Origin of the sequence: Methanoculleus sp., assembly GCF_035363275.1 — an archaeon.
Lineage (GTDB): Archaea > Halobacteriota > Methanomicrobia > Methanomicrobiales > Methanoculleaceae > Methanoculleus.
Genome location: NZ_DAOSET010000051.1, coordinates 1 through 15,775 on the forward strand (window position 1 = coordinate 1; position 15,775 = coordinate 15,775).

General features: G+C 66.2%; 19 protein-coding genes, 1 other RNA gene and 1 pseudogene. 6 read left to right on the plus strand and 15 right to left on the minus strand.

The window, feature by feature from the left end; all coding sequences use genetic code 11:
* Both ffs and PLN84_RS10380 read left to right on the plus strand, forming a co-directional pair.
* Positions 1-207: signal recognition particle sRNA (ffs, locus tag PLN84_RS10375), an RNA gene on the plus strand; the annotation flags it as partial.
* 11 nt (positions 208-218) lie between these two features.
* Positions 219-1,172, plus strand: coding sequence for a malate dehydrogenase (locus PLN84_RS10380; protein ID WP_292383593.1), 954 nt, complete (start codon positions 219-221; stop codon positions 1,170-1,172).
* A gap of 29 nt (positions 1,173-1,201) precedes the next feature.
* Here the strand turns inward: PLN84_RS10380 and PLN84_RS10385 are convergent, their stop codons facing one another.
* From PLN84_RS10385 to PLN84_RS10395, 3 genes are read right to left on the minus strand one after another with little or no spacing between them, the layout of a single operon-like run.
* Entirely contained in the window at positions 1,202-1,456 is a 255-nt protein-coding gene (locus PLN84_RS10385) for an elongation factor 1-beta (protein WP_292383591.1), read from the minus strand.
* Between the two features lie 2 nt (positions 1,457-1,458).
* Complete coding sequence (locus PLN84_RS10390) at positions 1,459-1,620, minus strand: zinc finger domain-containing protein (protein ID WP_292383752.1); 162 nt, start codon at positions 1,618-1,620, stop codon at positions 1,459-1,461.
* A gap of 48 nt (positions 1,621-1,668) precedes the next feature.
* Entirely contained in the window at positions 1,669-2,271 is a 603-nt protein-coding gene (locus tag PLN84_RS10395; RefSeq protein ID WP_292383589.1) for a uridylate kinase, read from the minus strand.
* Positions 2,272-2,311: 40 nt separating this feature from the next.
* On the opposite strand from PLN84_RS10395, the gene PLN84_RS10400 reads away from it, so the two are divergent.
* On the plus strand, positions 2,312-3,988 hold the full coding sequence (locus PLN84_RS10400; RefSeq protein ID WP_292383587.1) for a phospholipase D-like domain-containing protein: 1,677 nt from the start codon (positions 2,312-2,314) through the stop codon (positions 3,986-3,988).
* A 6-nt stretch (positions 3,989-3,994) separates the two neighbouring features.
* On the opposite strand, the gene PLN84_RS10405 is transcribed toward PLN84_RS10400, so the two are convergent.
* Positions 3,995-4,312, minus strand: a complete 318-nt coding sequence (locus PLN84_RS10405; protein ID WP_292383585.1) for a helix-turn-helix domain-containing protein — start codon at positions 4,310-4,312, stop codon at positions 3,995-3,997.
* Entirely contained in the window at positions 4,309-4,542 is a 234-nt protein-coding gene (locus tag PLN84_RS10410; protein WP_292383583.1) for a winged helix-turn-helix domain-containing protein, read from the minus strand. Before PLN84_RS10410 ends, PLN84_RS10405 begins: the two co-directional genes overlap by 4 nt.
* A 70-nt stretch (positions 4,543-4,612) precedes the next feature.
* Here PLN84_RS10410 and PLN84_RS10415 point away from each other — a divergent pair, with 70 nt between their 5' ends.
* The gene (locus PLN84_RS10415; protein ID WP_292383582.1) at positions 4,613-4,978 is read left to right on the plus strand and encodes a hypothetical protein; all 366 of its coding nucleotides are present in this window, start codon (positions 4,613-4,615) and stop codon (positions 4,976-4,978) included.
* 1 nt (position 4,979) lies between these two features.
* Here the strand turns inward: PLN84_RS10415 and PLN84_RS10420 are convergent, their stop codons facing one another.
* Positions 4,980-5,198 (minus strand): hypothetical protein, encoded by a 219-nt coding sequence (locus tag PLN84_RS10420; protein WP_292383580.1) that lies wholly within the window; start codon positions 5,196-5,198, stop codon positions 4,980-4,982.
* 120 nt (positions 5,199-5,318) lie between these two features.
* On the opposite strand from PLN84_RS10420, the gene codB reads away from it, so the two are divergent.
* Positions 5,319-6,575, plus strand: coding sequence for a cytosine permease (gene codB / locus PLN84_RS10425; RefSeq protein ID WP_292383578.1), 1,257 nt, complete (start codon positions 5,319-5,321; stop codon positions 6,573-6,575).
* On the opposite strand, the gene PLN84_RS10430 is transcribed toward codB, so the two are convergent.
* The 5 genes from PLN84_RS10430 to PLN84_RS10450 form a co-directional block, all read right to left on the minus strand.
* A complete protein-coding gene (locus PLN84_RS10430; protein ID WP_292383577.1) occupies positions 6,568-7,080 on the minus strand; it encodes a ferredoxin-thioredoxin reductase catalytic domain-containing protein in 513 nt (170 codons plus the stop codon). The genes codB and PLN84_RS10430 overlap by 8 nt on opposite strands.
* On the minus strand, positions 7,073-7,357 hold the full coding sequence (locus tag PLN84_RS10435; RefSeq protein WP_348532055.1) for a glutaredoxin family protein: 285 nt from the start codon (positions 7,355-7,357) through the stop codon (positions 7,073-7,075). Before PLN84_RS10435 ends, PLN84_RS10430 begins: the two co-directional genes overlap by 8 nt.
* 62 nt (positions 7,358-7,419) lie before the next feature.
* The gene (locus PLN84_RS10440) at positions 7,420-9,057 is read right to left on the minus strand and encodes an MBL fold metallo-hydrolase (protein ID WP_292383574.1); all 1,638 of its coding nucleotides are present in this window, start codon (positions 9,055-9,057) and stop codon (positions 7,420-7,422) included.
* Positions 9,058-9,301: 244 nt separating this feature from the next.
* Positions 9,302-10,657, minus strand: coding sequence for a coenzyme F390 synthetase (gene ftsA / locus PLN84_RS10445; protein ID WP_292383573.1), 1,356 nt, complete (start codon positions 10,655-10,657; stop codon positions 9,302-9,304).
* A gap of 41 nt (positions 10,658-10,698) precedes the next feature.
* A complete protein-coding gene (locus tag PLN84_RS10450; RefSeq protein ID WP_292383571.1) occupies positions 10,699-12,207 on the minus strand; it encodes an SLC13 family permease in 1,509 nt (502 codons plus the stop codon).
* Positions 12,208-12,457: 250 nt separating this feature from the next.
* Here PLN84_RS10450 and PLN84_RS10455 point away from each other — a divergent pair, with 250 nt between their 5' ends.
* Positions 12,458-13,474: a DUF3821 domain-containing protein gene (locus PLN84_RS10455; RefSeq protein ID WP_292383569.1), complete on the plus strand. Its 1,017-nt coding sequence runs from the start codon at positions 12,458-12,460 to the stop codon at positions 13,472-13,474.
* Between the two features lie 5 nt (positions 13,475-13,479).
* Here the strand turns inward: PLN84_RS10455 and PLN84_RS10460 are convergent, their stop codons facing one another.
* The 4 genes and pseudogenes from PLN84_RS10460 to PLN84_RS10475 form a co-directional block, all read right to left on the minus strand.
* Positions 13,480-13,782: a HEAT repeat domain-containing protein gene (locus PLN84_RS10460; RefSeq protein ID WP_292558661.1), complete on the minus strand. Its 303-nt coding sequence runs from the start codon at positions 13,780-13,782 to the stop codon at positions 13,480-13,482.
* The gene (locus PLN84_RS10465; protein ID WP_292383565.1) at positions 13,779-14,141 is read right to left on the minus strand and encodes an STAS domain-containing protein; all 363 of its coding nucleotides are present in this window, start codon (positions 14,139-14,141) and stop codon (positions 13,779-13,781) included. The genes PLN84_RS10460 and PLN84_RS10465 overlap by 4 nt, the downstream gene beginning before the upstream one ends.
* Positions 14,142-14,211: 70 nt before the next feature.
* Positions 14,212-15,387 carry a DUF333 domain-containing protein gene (locus PLN84_RS10470; RefSeq protein WP_292383563.1) on the minus strand — a complete coding sequence of 392 codons (1,176 nt, stop codon included), beginning with the start codon at positions 15,385-15,387 and terminating at the stop codon, positions 14,212-14,214.
* Positions 15,388-15,541: 154 nt separating this feature from the next.
* Positions 15,542-15,775 (minus strand): annotated as a pseudogene (locus PLN84_RS10475) (DUF2207 domain-containing protein); the annotation flags it as partial.

Consider the following 15,775-nt stretch of genomic DNA (forward strand, 5'->3'; position numbering starts at 1 on the left):
GTCCCGACGGAGAAGCCTCGTCCCATGAGGTCGGCGGAGAGGTATCAAAGCCCCGGAGGGGGCGGCGACCTTTTGCCGCGGGTACCGGTTCAGGCCCGGAAGGGAGCAGACTTACCGTGGACGTTCGGCGCCCATGGGGTTGCGGGGTGGAGGAGGGATGCAGCGGTGAATGCTTGTGCGTACGGTCGACCGAGGACGCGTCCCCAACGGCGATCTCCATGGCAAAAGTAACGATTCTTGGGGCTACAGGGAACGTCGGCATGTTTGCGGCCCACACCATATCCGAGATACCCTACGTCAGCGATATGCTGCTCGTCGGGCGACCCGGACGCGAAGATTTTCTCGCGGGCTGCTGCCGTGACCTATCCGATTCATTTGCTGCACGGGGCACCGACGTCCGGATCTCGCACAGCACCAATCTCCGCGACGCCGAAGGCTCGGACATCGTCATCTGCACGGCAGGCGTACCCCGCCGGCCGGGACAGGACCGAAACGATCTCGCCTTCGAGAACGCAAAGATCACCGCCGAGACCGCCGAGACCATCAGCCAGTCTTCGCCCGACACCATCTTCTTTCTCGTGACAAACCCCGTCGACGTCATGACCGCCGTCGCCCTGAAGTATTCGGGGTTCAAGCCGCGGCAGGTCTTCGGCCTCGGGACGCATCTTGACTCGATGCGCTTAAAGTCCCTGATCGCCCGGTACTTCCGGGTCCACGTCAGCGAGGTGCATACCCGTATCATCGGCGAGCACGGCGAGAGCATGGTCCCGCTCTGGTCGGCGACGACGATCGGCGGCATCCGGATCAGCAACCTGCCCACGTTCTCGGGGCTGCCCGTACAGGAGATCATCGATACGGTCCGCACGAGCGGCGAGGCGATCATCAGGGATAAAGGCTCTACCGTCTACGGGCCGGGGGAGGCTATTGCAACCCTCGTTCAGACGATCCTCGGGAACGAAAACCGGATCCTCACCGTCTCAAGTCACATCGCGGGTGAGGTCCACGGGATCGGCGACGTCTGCATCGGCGTGCCTGCCCGGATCAATCGTGACGGTGTCTTCCCGGTTCCGCTCAATCTCGAAGTGGACGAGGTCGCCGGGTTTGCGGAGTCGGTCAAAAAGATCCGCAAGGTCACCGCCGAAGTGCTGGAACGGCTCGAAGAGGCCCGTTAAGCGGGGAAAAGTGGGTATCGGGAATCCACTCAGACAAGTGTGGATTCTATGATCTCGGCGCTTCCGACACCTTCAAGGCCCTGGAGCGCTTTTTCGACCTCATCGGGAGCCCCGGCTTTGTCGGCGACGACGATGGCGGCTTTCAGCGCCACGAGACCGAAGCCGATCGGCTCTTCCCTGATATCATCGACCGGGACGGCCGCCCTGACCGCCGCCTTGAGCGCTTCGCGGTCGACGTCGGGGGACTCGGGCATGATCTTCACGATTAAGGCTACGTTGCCCATGATTATGGCCCCTGGAACCCGCACTTCGAACACGTATAGGCTATGCTCTGCTCCCTGCACCGGTAGCACCTGTTGATCCTCTGGCCGCAGACCGGGCACGAGAACCCGGTAGAGCCTTCTTCGGCCAGCGTGGCATTGCAGGAGGTACATCGCTCGCTTGCTATCATCATCGTTTCCTCGAAAGTTAACCTATCATATCTCCCCCGGAGCAGTTAAAATCTCGGATCGAGAAGAGTCCCGATGACGGTCTCGTCGCGGAGGGCCTGGCGGAGACGGTCGGAGTGCCTGCCGTTGACCACCCGTGCCACGAGACCGTGCTCGAAGACGAATCGGATGAACGTAGGATCGACCTCGTCGGAGATGATGCCCGGGTCCTCGACCCGCGAGAGGAGTCTCCGGCGGTGGTGAATGCCGTCGACCGACTTGAGGAGGAGGAGGTCGGCCGAGAGTTCCTTCGCGACCCAGGCGGCGATGGTGTCGGAGGTGACGTTCCAGGAATGGGGGAGGGGGTCGGCCTCGCGGAGAGCGCAGTAGGGGAGGAGGACCGTCGTCTCCGCCGGAAGCGCGAGGATGGGTGTCGCCGGGACGCCGTGCGAGGCGATGTACCACCCGAACTGCTCCATGCCGGCGATCGCCATCCAGTGGGCGGGGGTCTCCGGGACGGCGAGACGCCGGACGAGTTCGACGAATTTTCCGCCGCCGGGCACAATCAGCACCGGGCGCCCGACCTCATGGAAGACCTCGATCAGGGAGGCGACCCGGTCAAAGAGGCTTCCGCCCACCTTGACGACCAGGGGGGGTGCAGGCGTACTCATATCGCCCTGTTATTTAACCGGGGGCTACATAACCCTGTGTATGCGCCGGATCGCCGCCGCCGTCCTGCTCCTCTGCCTCTTCGCCGGCACCGCCGGCGGCGTTGCGATCGTCGAGTTCTGCCCGGACCCCTATCTTGCCGGCGACCTCGACGAGTACCTGGTTCTCGAGGGGGAGGGGGTGCTCGACGGCTACGTTCTCTCGGACGGCGAGGGCGGCTACCGGTTCCCGCCGGGGACCCGGATCGACGGGCGGCTGGTGGTCGCGCGAAGCGGCCCCGCATTCGAAGAGACCCACGGTTACCCGCCCGACTTCGAGATGGAGGGGCGGACGGAACGCATACCGGACGTGATCCCGAACGGGAACCTCCTGATGGCGAACGCAGCCGACGAGCTCCTCCTCTACCGGGGAACCACCCTCGTCCAGAAAGTCGCCTGGCCCGCCGACGTCCACCCCCGGCAGGGACAGGTCCACTACCTCGAGGGAGAGGTCTGGGACCCGCGCCCGCTCAGCCTTGGCCAGTCCCGCCTCGCGTCTGAAACGTTCGAGGAGGTCGCGGTGACCGCGTTCGTCGCCCCGGACTCTTCGTATGAGGTCTTCTCGGCGGTCGTCGCGGGAGCGGAGCGCGAGATCCTGGCAAACGTCTACGAGTTCACCGACGAAAAGATGGCCGAAGACCTCATCCTCGCTCGCGGACGGGGCGTGGCCGTGACCGTCCTTCTCGAGGGCGGGCCGGTGGGCGGCGTCTCCTCCGAAGGGAGGGCGGTCGCAGGCGCCCTCAACCGGAGCGGCATCCCGGTCCTCTCGATGGGGACGACCGATGCCGGCCACGCGAAGTACCGCTACGACCATGCGAAGTACCTCGTCGTCGATGCCGGGACGGTCCTCGTCGGGAGCGAGAACTTCAAGCCCGGCGGTTACCCGGCGCCGGGGCTGCAGGGCAACCGCGGGTGGGGGGTCACGCTTGAGGACCCGGGGCTCGCCGCCTACTTCCGGGAGGTCTTTCTCTTCGACGCGGCGGGCGGGGATATCGTCCCGCTCGAGGGGACGGCGGCGGAACTCCGCACGCCCTGGGCACCCCCCTACACGGTGGAGTTCGGCGTCTGCCGCGCGGAGGGGGCGCGGGTGACCCCGGTCCTCTCCCCCGACACGAGCGCCCTCATCCTCGACCTGATCGCGGGGGCACAGGAGAGCATCGCGATCGAGCAGGCCTACATCACGAACGAGACCGCACTGGAACTCAACCCCTACCTCGCGGCCGCGATCGACGCCTCCCGGCGGGGGGTTACGGTCCGGGTGCTCCTTGACTCCGTCTGGTTCAACACCGAGGGCCGTGCGGACAACGACGAGATGGTCGGGGTCATCAACCGGATCGCCGCGGCCGAAGGGCTCCCGCTCGAAGCCCGGCTCGCGGATCTGGAGGCGAACAACCTGGCAAAGATCCACAACAAGGGGGTCGTCGTCGACGGCCGGGCGGTCCTGGTCAGCAGCATCAACTGGAACGCCAACTCGCCGGCGTTCAACCGGGAGGCAGGGGTGATCATCGAGCACCCGGGAGTTGCGGCATATTACGCCCGGGTCTTCGACGACGACTGGAACGCCGCCGGGGTGGGCGATCCGGGCGGCGCATCCGGTCCGGATCGGCTCAAAATAGTGGCGGCGGTGTGCATCCTCGCCGGGCTTACGGGGCTCTACCTCTACCGGCGGCGGCGCACGTAAGCGGCCTCACCGTCTTCCGGTAAGGTCGGCGGAGCGGCAGACGTCGCAGATGGTGATCGCCCCTTCGCCCGAGGCGACGGCGGAGACCCACCGCTCGATGACCATCTCGAGGGCACCGGGGAAGTCGTTCCGGGAAAAACCGCGCTTCCGGTTCATGTACTGGGAGATCGCGGCCCTGCTGATCCCGAGGCGCTTGGAAGCCTCGCTCTGGCTCAGCCCGCGCTCGTTCACCAGGCGGTAGACCATCTCGGCACGCATCTGTGGGAGGAGCATCCGGGCGAGGGTGTCGCAGCGCATGATGTCGCAGGAAGGCGGCTCGGTCATTGCGCGGACACCGCCTGGGACTCTTTGTATTCGTAGAGGATCTGCCGGGCGTCGCGGAAGTTGAACTTCTCCACGATCATATCGTTATCTTTGAGCCTCTTTAAGGCGTAGCGGACGGTGCGGGGTGCGAGGCTGCTGAGACGGACGAGCTCCTTGTGGGTCAGGGCACCCCCGTCCTCGAGCAGCAGGAGGATCTTCCGGGAAGACGGGGGCAGGTTCACATCATCCATGGGGAATAGTTAACGCTGTTAACATATCAAACTGACGGATGTTATAACCCGGCGAACCCATACGATATCTATGCTCGAACAGCAGGAGAAAACAGCCCTCGTCGTGCTGGTATGCGTCGTCGGGATCGTGCTTGCGGCGCACCTCCTCTTTGACGCCGTCGGCCGGCCGATGGTGGCGGCTCCCTACTCCGAGGAGGTCCCGGACGGGGCGCTGGTCCTCCTCGAAGGAAGGGTCGAGGAGGTCAGGAGAACCTCGACCGGCGGACACCTGGTCCTCACCGTCAACGGCACCTCCGTCTTTCTCCCGCAGGACGTGGCCGTAGCGCTCGAACTCGGTGAGGACGAGAACGTAACCCTCTACGGGATCGCCCAGACCTACCGCGGGAAGCGGGAGGTCGTGGTCTCCTCCGCCGCGGATGTCAGGATCGTGAAATGACCTACTTCGTCCCGGTATAGAAGATATCGGCTCCCCCGTCGTCGCCCCCGATCCGGGGCCGTACGTGCCGGGATCTCCCGGAACTCTGCTCCTCCCGTTCGGTCGCCGGTTCAGGCTTCTCCCGGGCGGGCGCCGGGGTCTCGTCGGGCCTCTTCTTCCTCGCCCCCTCCACGCCGCTCCCGGCGGGGAGGTCTCCGTCGTTGATCCGCACGTTCGGCATACAGGAGGATCGTCGGGCCCGGTATATGACACCTTGGATCCACCGCCGGCCTGCAGAAGAGAGAAAATCCGGAAAGCATTTCATCCTGGAACGAAAAATGGGATCATCGACAGAGCGGCAATGATCCGGGAAAAGATGGCCGTTGCGGCGATGGACCAGAGTGGCGCGGAGGACTACCCGCTCTCCGCCGTCCCGGACGGGGCCCGGCAGGGGTTCTGGCCGATCACCCTGGTGCTGCTCGGGTTCACCTTCTTCTCCGCCACGATGTGGGGCGGCGCAAGCCTCGGGGTTGCGTTCCGGTTCTGGCCCGATCTTGCGGCGATCATCCTCTGCGGGAATGCAATCCTCGCCGTCTACGTCGCCGGCCTCAGCTATGTCGGCTTCAGGAGCGGCCTCTCCACCGTCCTCACCGCCCGGTTCGCCTTCGGGAACGCAGGCAGCCGGTGGTGCGACGCCCTCCTCGGCCTCACCCAGATCGGCTGGTACGCCTGGGGGACCGCGACGATCGCGATCGTCCTCGTCCGCCTCCTCGGCCTCGACCCGGGACTGCAGGCGCCCCTGATGATCGTCTTCGGGCTCGGTTTCTGCCTGACGGCGTATATCGGTTGCCGGGGGCTTGCCGCCCTCTCGCGGGTCGCGGTCCCGGCGATGCTCCTCCTCATCGCCGCAAGCGTCACGATCGCCCTCCGGGACGCCGGAGACGCCGCCGGCCCCCTCATGACAGGCAGCCTCACGGTCGCCGAAGGCCTCACCATCGTCGTCGGCACCTTCGTCTCCGGGGGGACCCAGGTCGCCAACTGGACGCGCTTTGCCGGGTCGGCCCGGACCGCGGTCGGCTCATCGATCCTTGCATTCTTCTTCGGGAACGGGCTGATGATCGCTGTCGGCGCCGTCGGCGCAGTCGTCTACGGCCTCGACGACATCGTCGAGGTGCTGGCGGTCCAGGGCATTCTCTCCGCCGGAATTCTCCTCCTCTTCTTAAACATCTGGACGACCCAGGACAACACCATCTACAACGTTTCCGTCGCCGGATGCCACTTCTTCCGGACCGAACGGCGACGGCTGATCACCTTCGCCGGCGCCGGCGCCGGGACCCTGCTCGCGCTCTTCGGGATGTACGACTTACTGATCCCGTATATGGTCATGATGGGAGTGCTCATCCCCCCGCTCGGCGGGGTGATCATGGCCGACTTCTTCGTCCGCCACCGGGGCCGCTACCCCGTGCTCAACGAAACGGCCGCCCTCCGGTTCAACCGGCAGGGGCTCGCCGCCTACGCCGCAGGCTCTCTCGCCGCCCTCGTGATCCCGGGAATCCCTCCGGTGAACGGGATCGTCGCCGCATTCCTTCTCTACGCCTGCCTGGTCCGGTTCACATGAACCGTTCGAACCGGTCGCGGGAAACCCGGCAGATCGGGCAGGTCTCGGGCGGCTCGTTCCTCGCACAGAGGTAGCCGCAGACCCGGCACCGCCAGACCGGGTAGTTCAGGCCTCCGGGGGCCGGGCCGGCCGTGGCGCGCTCTTCCTTTGCTCGCCGTCGTTCCGCCGGCGGCGGGCGCCGTTCCGGGACGGGGGCGGCGGCGGAGAGGCCGGCCTCCACCTCGGCGTTGACGTAGAGAGCGCAGTAGCAGGCCGCGTACTCGGCGATATCGGGGTCCCGGTAATCGCAGGGGCAGATGATGTCGAGGTCGTCCTCCCGGTTCCCGGAGGCGAGCCGGCAGGGGCAGGATATGTAGCCGTACCGCCCCCGGTTGGCGAGCAGGCCCCGGACAAGGCCCCGGGTGAACTCCTCATCAGGGTTGATGTGGTAACCGCCGGCCTCCGCCTCCTCGACAAGGCCCTGTATGAAGCGGTCGACCTCCTCGTCGCTCGCCGCGTCAGGCACCGACCGCCTCCCGGATCTCCTGCTCCTGGAACCCCACGATCGCCTTCGCGTCGTTGACGACGAGCGTCGGGAACGAGAGCCGCGGGTTCCAGCGTTCGACCTCACGGACCACGCGGTCCCGCTCCGCCCCCGTGAGCAGGTCCACGTAGACGTACGAGAACTCGACGCGGAGGCCGGTGAGGAACTTCTTCGTGTCGGCGCACCACCCACAGGTGCTCAGGGCGTAGAGAATCACCTTGCCGCGATCCTCTCCGGGCACATGCTGCATACCGGTCATGATCACTCCCGTTTCGAGGGCCGATGGTAAGTAGTTTGTCCCCGCTCCGGGGAGGGCGGGGACTACCCTCCCTCAAAGAGAAGAAAGAGGCCGGCACCGTCGCCGCCGGCCGCGAGCGTGACTCCGGCGAGGCCGAACTTGCGCCGGTAGAACCGGAGCCTCCGCTCGGAGAGCGCCTCGCAACCCGGGATCCGGAGCCCGACTGCATCCCCCTCGCGCCGGAGGGAGAGCCGGATCTCGCGAGACCCGGCAGCCACCATATCCTCGAGGACACCGACGACCTCGTCGCAGAACCGCTCCCGGTCGATCGACACCGGCGGAAGGGGGTCCTCGGTCTCGACGGAGAGGCAGATGCCCTCAAAGAGCGGGAGGTAGGCGAGCCGGCAGACCAGCTCCGCCCGGTAGGCTGCCGGGTCGTCGGCCGCCTCGATGAACGCTTCGTCCGAGAACGGGCACGACGAGACCCCGGCAACGAGATTCCGGAGCAGCGGCGGGAGGTCGACGACGGAGAGGCTGACGGTGTCCTGGTAGCCCATGATCATGCTCATGAAGTCGGTGAGGAGGCGGTCGGCCCGGCGGAGGAGCGATGCCTCGACGACGTGGTTGAGCCGGTCGCCCGCGAAATGAGCCTCGATCCGCTGGATCACCTGGACGGCCTTGAGGACGAGCTGGACCTCGAGCTTCTCCCCCGCCCGGAACTCGTCGGCGAACCGCGAGAACTCCGCCAGGAACTCGTCGATCCGGTCGGATTCGAGCAGTTCCTGGTAGCGCCGGGCCTCTTCGGCCTCGCCGAGGTCGTCCAGGCGGTAGACGAGGGCGTAGAGGCGGCCCGCGATCACGGCAAAGAGCCGATTGGCCTCCTGGAGCAGGTCGACGGCGTGCTCCAGGGAGTCGTCGAGCCGATGCCGGTCGAAGGTCCCGATGCCGGAGAGTCTCTCCGCCTCTCCCTTGAGCCGGTCGAGGAGCCCCGGCATCGCTGCGGCCGGGATGCTCCTCCCGTGGCCGGGGCAGCAGAGGCTCACCGGTTCGCGGGAGAGGATCCACCGGACCCGTTCGATCGAGGCAAGCAGCGCCGGGTGATCCCACCCGGCAAGCCCGGCGACACCGGGGCTCGCCGCAAAGAGGAGATCGCCGATGAAGAGGAGGCCGCCGAAGCGGATGCAGATGCTGTCGGGCGAATGGCCCGGGGTATGGTAGACCACAAGGGCATCCCCGGAGGGAAGGGGGACCTGCTGCCGGTAAAGGACGATCCCGCCGTTCGTCTCCAGGGTCTCGCGGTCGCGCCCGGCAAGAAGCGGGAGGCCGACCGGGAGCGGCTCGATCTCCCACCCCATGATCTCCGCAACCGTCCGGGCCGGATCGCCGGACTCGAGCGCCCTGGCACCCTCCTCCGCCGCAGCGATGGTGAGGTCCGGGAGGGAGCGGAACCGCCGGTCCCGGGTGGCCTGGTAACAGTGGTCGGCGTGGCAGTGGGTGATGAGGAGGAAGACCGACCGTGGGGTCTCCCCGAGGCTCTCCTCCACGAGCGCGAGGATCCGGTCCATCTGCGCGGCGTCCGCCCCCGTGTCGACGATCAGGATCTCGCCGGGTGTCCGGATGAAGTAGGCGTTCGAGCAGGTAACGTCCGGTTTCCGGAGAAAAGGGTAGATCTCGGCGCCGATGGTCCCCGGCACCGGCTGCCATCGCTGGTCTTCGAGCATTCCGCAACACCCTGGCTGATGGAGGAGTATTGGAACGGAAAGGAGAAAAACCAGCCGGATATCGCCCACGGTGCCGTGCCTGGATAACGCTTATCCCGCCGTGCGGAAAGAGGAGGGGGTGTGAAGAGAGGAGATGATCGTCGGAAGATATGCACGGATCCTGGCCGCGCTCGTGCTCGCCGCGTGGATCTGCGGCACCGCCGCGGCGCAGCAGGATCCGTGGTGCCGGTGGCGGTAGGCACCGTCACCGCCGGTCCACGATCCGCTTCGGCCGGCCGGGCGCCCGGTGGAGTTCGAGTCCTCCCGGCGGCGTGACGGCGCAGACGATCTGCAGGGATCCGTCCTCGTAGGCCTCTACAAGGGCCGGGACCGACCGGAAGAGGGTGGAACGAAAGGTCTCCTCGACCTCCCCGGGGTCGGCGCCGGCCGGGTCGTGAGACTCCATGCTCACCCGGAGGACGGTCTCCCCCGCCTCGTCGCCGCCGTAGATGAACGCCTCGTACTCCCCGTTCAGCGATGCCATATGCTCGGGCGCAAAGACCGCCGCCTCCACGTCCACCCGGTTGAGCGGGACCCCGGCGACCAGGACCGTCTCCGCCTCGCGCCGGGGATTCTCGATCCGCATATGCGTCCGCCCGCACCCGCACCGCTCCCGGGAGACGACCGAGCAGGTATCCTCCGTGTCGTAGTTGATGAGGAGCGTCCCCGCCCTCCTGCCGGGTTCAAGGAGCGTCGTATAGACCAGCCGGCCGGTCTCGCCGTCCCGGACGAACCGCTCCATCCGGGGATCGTAGAGGTCGAAGTGAACCAGATCCTCGGGAACGTGGAGCCCGGCCTGGCGGGTGCACTCGCCGCACATCGTCCCCTCGGTGCTCCCGTAGGTGTTGTAGACCGGGCAGCCCCAGACCTCCTCCAGGTAGCGCCTCGATGCCGGGGCGAAGCTCTCGCCCCCGACGATGAGGCGCTTGATGCCCGCCTCCTCGGGCGGGTGCCCTTCCGCCTCCATCCGGCGGGCGAGCCGGAGGAGTTTGAAGACGCTCCCGATCACCGCCGTCGGGCGGTAGTGCGCCATCACCCGGACCGGGAAGGTACATTTCCCCTCCGGGATGACCGTCACCCCGAGGTCCCGGGCGGCGAGCGTCATGGTGTTCGCCCCGACGTTCATCCCGTAGGAGGCGCAGACGATCACCCGGTCGCCGGCGAGAAAGCCCTGCGAGACGAAGAGCCGGGCGTACTTCCCGGCATACCGCTCCCAGTCCTCCCAGGTGAGGAAGAAACTCTTCGGGACCCCGCTCGTCCCGGAGGTCTCGTTGACCGTGAAGACCGCATCCCAGGGGACGCTCTTAAAGCAGAACTCAGTGGTGTTCGGAGGCTGGTAGCGCCGGATCGTCGCTCCCGAGATGATGGGGAGGTCGCGGAGGCCCTCGTGATCCCGGATCGTCTCCGGGCGGATCTTATGCCGTTCGAACCACCGGCGGTAGAAGGGGGAATGCTCCGCCGCGTACCGGACGGTGGCGTGGATCCTCTCGTCGACGAGCGCGTCAAGGTCTGCTCGTGCGAGCGTCTCCACCGCCGGGTTGTAGTACCGATCGCCTGTCATCCGGGCGGGATAGACGCCCGGGATAAAATAGGTGCCGGGGGTCAGAGTGCCCAGGCAGGAATATCAAGGGGGACCCCGAGCGCCCAGAGGACGATCGTGTAGAGGCAGACCATCCAGAGCACGACCCCGACGATGTCAAGCGCCCAGCCGGACCGGAGGAGGTCTTTTGCCGAGATGTAGCCGCTCCCGAAGGCGACGGCGTTCGGGGGCGTGGCGACCGGGAGCATGAACCCGATCGAGGCGCAGACCGCGGCGGTCATCATCAGGACGATCGGGTTGACCCCCATACTGATGGCCGCGATCGCCATGATCGGCATCAGAATGGCGGCGATAGCAGTGTTCGAGGCGATCTCGCCCGAAAAAACGACTCCCAGCGCCACAATCAGGATCAGGAGGACGATCGGGAGCCCGTTGATGAGGGTGAGCGACTCGACGATCGTCGTGGCAAGCCCGCTCTCCAGGAACCCGTTCGAGAGGGCGATACCCCCGCCGAAGAGGAGCAGGATGCCCCAGGGGATCTTCACGGCCCACACCCAGTTCATCGTGAAGACGCCCTTCTTCGCGTCGACCGGGAGGACGAAGAGGAGAAGCGCCCCGAAGATCGCAATCGTGGAGTCCTTGATCCCGGGGAAGATCATATCAAGGCCCGGGATGATGATCCCATCGATCTCTTTTGTCTGCTCGAAGATCCAGGCAAGGGCGGTTAGAAGAAAGACGAACAGCGTCCACCGCTCCCCCTTAGAGATCGGGCCGAGTTTCCCGAGCTCCTCGCGGATGATTCCCCCGGCGCCCGGCAGGGTCGACCTCATCTCACGGTACGGCCCCTCGACGAGCCAGAGCCAGGCGAGGAAGAGGAAGATCGCTGCAAACGGAACACCGAACTTCATCCAGGAGAAGAAATCGATGGGGGGCGCGTCGGGAAAGATCGTCGCGAGCTGGGCGATGAAGATCCCGTTCGGGGGTGTGCCGATGATCGTCGCAATTCCCCCGATGCTCGCGGCGTAGGGGATGCCGATGATCAAGCATTTTGCAAGCGCCTGTTCTCCCCTGTCGAAACCTTCAAGCGATTTATCGGCGCCGGGGAGGATCGTCAGGATGATCGCGACCGCGATCGGGATCATCATCATGGCCGTTGCCGTGTTCGAGATCCACATCGAAAGGAACCCGGTGGCGACCATGAACCCGAGCACCAGGCGGCGCGGGCTCGTCCCCACGACCCGGATGATCTGGAGAGCGATCCGCCGGTGCAGGCCCCACCGCTGCATCGACATCGCGATGATGAACCCGCCGAGGAAGAGGAAGATCACTTCGTTGCCGTAGGATTCCGCCACCTTCACCGGGGAGAGAACCCCGAGCGCCGGGAAGAGGACCAGCGGGAACAGGGCGGTCGCCTCCAGGGGGACGACGCCGGTAACCCAGAAGAGGACCATAAGGATGGTGACTGCCGCAACCGCCTGCGCCTCGGGCGCAAGGACGGCGGGATCGATGGGGATCGCCAGGATCACGAAGAAGATGAGGAACGATGCGATGATGAAAGCGACCCTTCTCATTCTCAAACGTGGGAGAAGAAATTATTTAAGTGTAAGGAATTGGAAGTCAACCGGGTTTGGAGGAGAATAATCGAAAAAGGCACTTTCAAGCCGCCCGTCTCCCGACGGCGATCCCTGCCGCACCCGTCGGGGGACGGGAACCAACGACCGGCGATACCGAGAGGGCCGCAGTGACGGTGCGTCGATGTACCCGGGCGGACCGGACCCCCAGCACACAACCTATATCAGCAGAATCAGCACACGGGATAGCATGACACCAGAGTGGATCCGCAGGCGAGGCTTCATCGTCCTCCTCGCCGTCTGCCTTCTTGCCCTCTGTGCCGGAGAGGCCGGGGCCCGCGGGCCGGGGATCAACGACATCCAGCCCTACGATACGATCTTCGTCTACGAAGAGGGGCTCGATCTCACGCAGCTCCGGAACGCGACCACGAACAACCCCATCACGGCGCTCCAGAAGTACCAGGACAACGACCCCGACCGGGGGGTCACGAAGAGTATCCCGGTCGCTGACGACACCGACTTCGAGGTCCAGGATATCCTCCTCACCGGCGGGGAGTACGGTCCCTACTACGCGTTCAACCCCACCGACGGGAGGACGGCGCTCGTCTTCATCCGCGAGCCGACGATCTACCTCGACGTGGTGCTCGCGAACCCCTACCACAACGAGCCCCTGACCGGACTCACCGTCTCGTCGAACACCAGGATAGCGTTCCGCATAGCCTCCCCCGACGTCGGTTCCTTCTACCGGGCCGGCGGCGTCTACCCGGCGATGGTCGACATCGTGCTCACCCACCCGGGCGGTGCGGAGACCACCGCCATCGGCGGGATCAGCCTTGCCGGGTTAAACATCAGTTCGACGCGGTTCTACACCGACGACCCCGGCATGCCCGGTGCGATCCCGCTCTCCGGCCTCCGTGAGCAGGGGACGTACACTGCCCGGGCCGTATGGAGAACGCCGGCAGCCTTCGACGCCTACGCCGCCGACACCGAACCCGTGACGTTCACCGTCGGCAACCGCGTCGGGATCGATACCGGGACGCTGACACCCACGCCGACGGTGACCGCGACGACGGTCCCGGCAACCCCCACGCCGACAACCGCAGCCCCGACGACCTCGCCCACGACCGCACCGACGGAGACGGCGACAACGGCACCGACCGGGACCGCGACGACGGCTCCGGCAACCCCCACGCCGACCACGGCCCCGCTCCCGGCAGCGCTGGCCGTCGCGGCCCTCGCCGTCGCTCTCATCGGCAGGCGCAGGTAAGAGAATCAGCAGAACCGGCAGCCGCAGCCGCCGGCCGCGTCCCGGATCCGGCGGAGGGCGGCGGCCGCCCACCTCCCGACACCCGGGTCGGGGTCTTCGAGAGCCCGGATGAGCGCCGGGGCCGCCCGTCCGTCCCCGATCATCCCGAGGGTGTAGGCCGCCCACATCCGGAGGCGGGGGTCGGGGTCTTCGAGCGCGGCAAGGAGCCCCGGAAGGGCGGCCGGCCCGAGGGCAGAAAGGGCCCTTGCCGCCTCCATCCGGTCGGCGGTCGCACCGTCGCGAAGGATGCGGATCAGGCTTTCCGTCACGGCGACTCGTTCCCTTTCGTCTCCCGCTCCTCTTCGGCGAAGATCTCGTCCAGGCCCACGTAGATCGGGAAGACCTCGTGGACCCCCGCGAGGAGGAAGACCCGGTAGACGTCGGGCTGGACCGAGCAGAGCGCCATCTCCCCGTCCACCACACGCAGGTCGCGGAGCTTCTTCAGAAGCACCCGGAGACCGCTGCTGCTCATGTAGGCCGCCTTCTCCAGGTTCAAGAGTATCCGCTTCCCGCCGCGCGCCAGCACCCCGGAGAGCGCCGAATCCAGGTTTTCTGCCGATTCCGCATCGATTCTGCCGTCGACCGATACGATCGCCGTATCGTCCCGCTCGCTGACCGAAACGTCCATGGCTCTTCTCTTGGCGCGTGAGGGAAAAAGCAGCTCGTTTTGCACCGGGCCCGCGCCCGTCAAAAATTGGTTAGTGGGTCTGCCGGTAGTAGTCCCACGCATCGACTACAGTACCGTTGGCAAAGATACAGACGCCGTACTCGCTGCCGTCGGGGTTCTGCCGGGTCTCGTAGGCATGGCCCTGCTCTATGCACCAGACCGCGGCCGGGTCCGCCATGCCGGCCATTCCGCCGCACGAGGAGCAGGCCCACGGGACGGCGATGATCTCGACCGGCGTCCCCCACTGCTGGATGGTCATGACGCCCTCCTTCACCTCCCCGACAAAGGTGATCCGCATCCCGTCGACGCGGTAGCGCTCTTCAAGCCCAAACGGGAGGTAGTGCTCGCCGCCATCGGCGACGATCCCGTAGAACCCACCCTCAAGGTCGACGTAGGTGACCGTCCCGGTCGTTGCGACGAAGGTCGCGTTCCCCGCCGTATCGATGGCGAGGACCTTGACCGGCGTCCCCCACTGCTGGATGGTCGCGACGTCCTCCTGCACCTCCAGAACAAAGGTCACGTTCAGGCCGTCGATCAGCCGGGCCTCATCGAGACCGAGCGGGAGGTAGTGCCGGCCGTCATCGGCGACGATCCCGTAGAACCCGCCCTCGAGGTCGATGTAGGTGACCGTGCCGTTCCCGGAGACGAGCATGACGCCGTCGATCCGCTCGATGGAGCGCAGCTCTACCGCCGTTCCCCACATCTGGATCCCCGCGCCGCCGTCCAGGACGTCGGCGCTGAAGGCCACCCGGAGACCGTCGGTCCGGTACTCCTCCGGGAGGTTCTCTGGCAGGAAACGCCGGCCGTCATCGGTGATAAGCCCATAGAACCCGCCCTCGAGATCGATATACGTGACCGTGGCGTTCGCTGCAACCGTCCGGCGGGTATCGGCCGCCTCGATCTCGACAATCTCGACCGGTGTCCCCCACTGCTGGAGGGTCACGGTATCCTTGAGGACGTCGGCGACGAACCTGACCCGGAGGCCGTCCTGCTGGTACTCCGCCGGGAGGTTTACGGGGAGGTAGCGTCCGCCGCCGGCGGTGATCCCGTAGAACCCGCCCTCGAGGTCGACGTAGGTGACCGTGCCGTTCCCGGAGACACGGTCGGCCGGCCCGTCCTCTCCCCCGGCGGCCATGCACCCGCAGGCGATGACGGCCCCGATCAGCGTGAGGAAGACGACCATGTAGTTTGGATATGAACCCGTCATAGGCATCAACACCGATACGTTCTCCCCCCGGAGGTAAGTAGATTGCCTTAACTACGAAGGGATTCGGACTTATCTGCAGGAAGAGGCCGTATGCCGGGTCGAAAAAAAAGGGGATGCGAGTCCCGGTCAAGAGACCGGAACAACCCGGAGAGCGTCAGCGTCCCCCGACGCCGCCGCCGCCAAACCCGCCGCCGCCACCGAAGGACCCGCCGCCCCCGAACCCTCCGGAACCACCGCTCGACGGCGGGGAGTAGAGGACGATGGGAGCAAAGATCACCGGCATGTTCGAGTAGAGCGGCACCCCGACATCCGGGAGGCTGATATTCAGGTTCTTCATCGCCTGCTCGACCTTATCGCCGAGGCCGAGCGCCGTCCCGTAGACCAGCCA

What these genes read in the sequence shown, in the direction of transcription:
- PLN84_RS10380 (WP_292383593.1), top strand. Translation starts at nt 219, where the DNA reads ATGGCAAAAGTAACGATTCTTGGGGCTACAGGGAACGTCGGCATGTTT.
- PLN84_RS10385 (WP_292383591.1), bottom strand. Translation starts at nt 1,456, where the DNA reads ATGGGCAACGTAGCCTTAATCGTGAAGATCATGCCCGAGTCCCCCGAC.
- PLN84_RS10395 (WP_292383589.1), bottom strand. Translation starts at nt 2,271, where the DNA reads ATGAGTACGCCTGCACCCCCCCTGGTCGTCAAGGTGGGCGGAAGCCTC.
- PLN84_RS10400 (WP_292383587.1), top strand. Translation starts at nt 2,312, where the DNA reads ATGCGCCGGATCGCCGCCGCCGTCCTGCTCCTCTGCCTCTTCGCCGGC.
- PLN84_RS10405 (WP_292383585.1), bottom strand. Translation starts at nt 4,312, where the DNA reads ATGACCGAGCCGCCTTCCTGCGACATCATGCGCTGCGACACCCTCGCC.
- PLN84_RS10410 (WP_292383583.1), bottom strand. Translation starts at nt 4,542, where the DNA reads ATGGATGATGTGAACCTGCCCCCGTCTTCCCGGAAGATCCTCCTGCTG.
- PLN84_RS10415 (WP_292383582.1), top strand. Translation starts at nt 4,613, where the DNA reads ATGCTCGAACAGCAGGAGAAAACAGCCCTCGTCGTGCTGGTATGCGTC.
- PLN84_RS10420 (WP_292383580.1), bottom strand. Translation starts at nt 5,198, where the DNA reads ATGCCGAACGTGCGGATCAACGACGGAGACCTCCCCGCCGGGAGCGGC.
- codB (WP_292383578.1), top strand. Translation starts at nt 5,319, where the DNA reads ATGATCCGGGAAAAGATGGCCGTTGCGGCGATGGACCAGAGTGGCGCG.
- PLN84_RS10435 (WP_348532055.1), bottom strand. Translation starts at nt 7,357, where the DNA reads ATGACCGGTATGCAGCATGTGCCCGGAGAGGATCGCGGCAAGGTGATT.
- PLN84_RS10440 (WP_292383574.1), bottom strand. Translation starts at nt 9,057, where the DNA reads ATGCTCGAAGACCAGCGATGGCAGCCGGTGCCGGGGACCATCGGCGCC.
- ftsA (WP_292383573.1), bottom strand. Translation starts at nt 10,657, where the DNA reads ATGACAGGCGATCGGTACTACAACCCGGCGGTGGAGACGCTCGCACGA.
- PLN84_RS10450 (WP_292383571.1), bottom strand. Translation starts at nt 12,207, where the DNA reads ATGAGAAGGGTCGCTTTCATCATCGCATCGTTCCTCATCTTCTTCGTG.
- PLN84_RS10455 (WP_292383569.1), top strand. Translation starts at nt 12,458, where the DNA reads ATGACACCAGAGTGGATCCGCAGGCGAGGCTTCATCGTCCTCCTCGCC.
- PLN84_RS10465 (WP_292383565.1), bottom strand. Translation starts at nt 14,141, where the DNA reads ATGGACGTTTCGGTCAGCGAGCGGGACGATACGGCGATCGTATCGGTC.
- PLN84_RS10470 (WP_292383563.1), bottom strand. Translation starts at nt 15,387, where the DNA reads ATGACGGGTTCATATCCAAACTACATGGTCGTCTTCCTCACGCTGATC.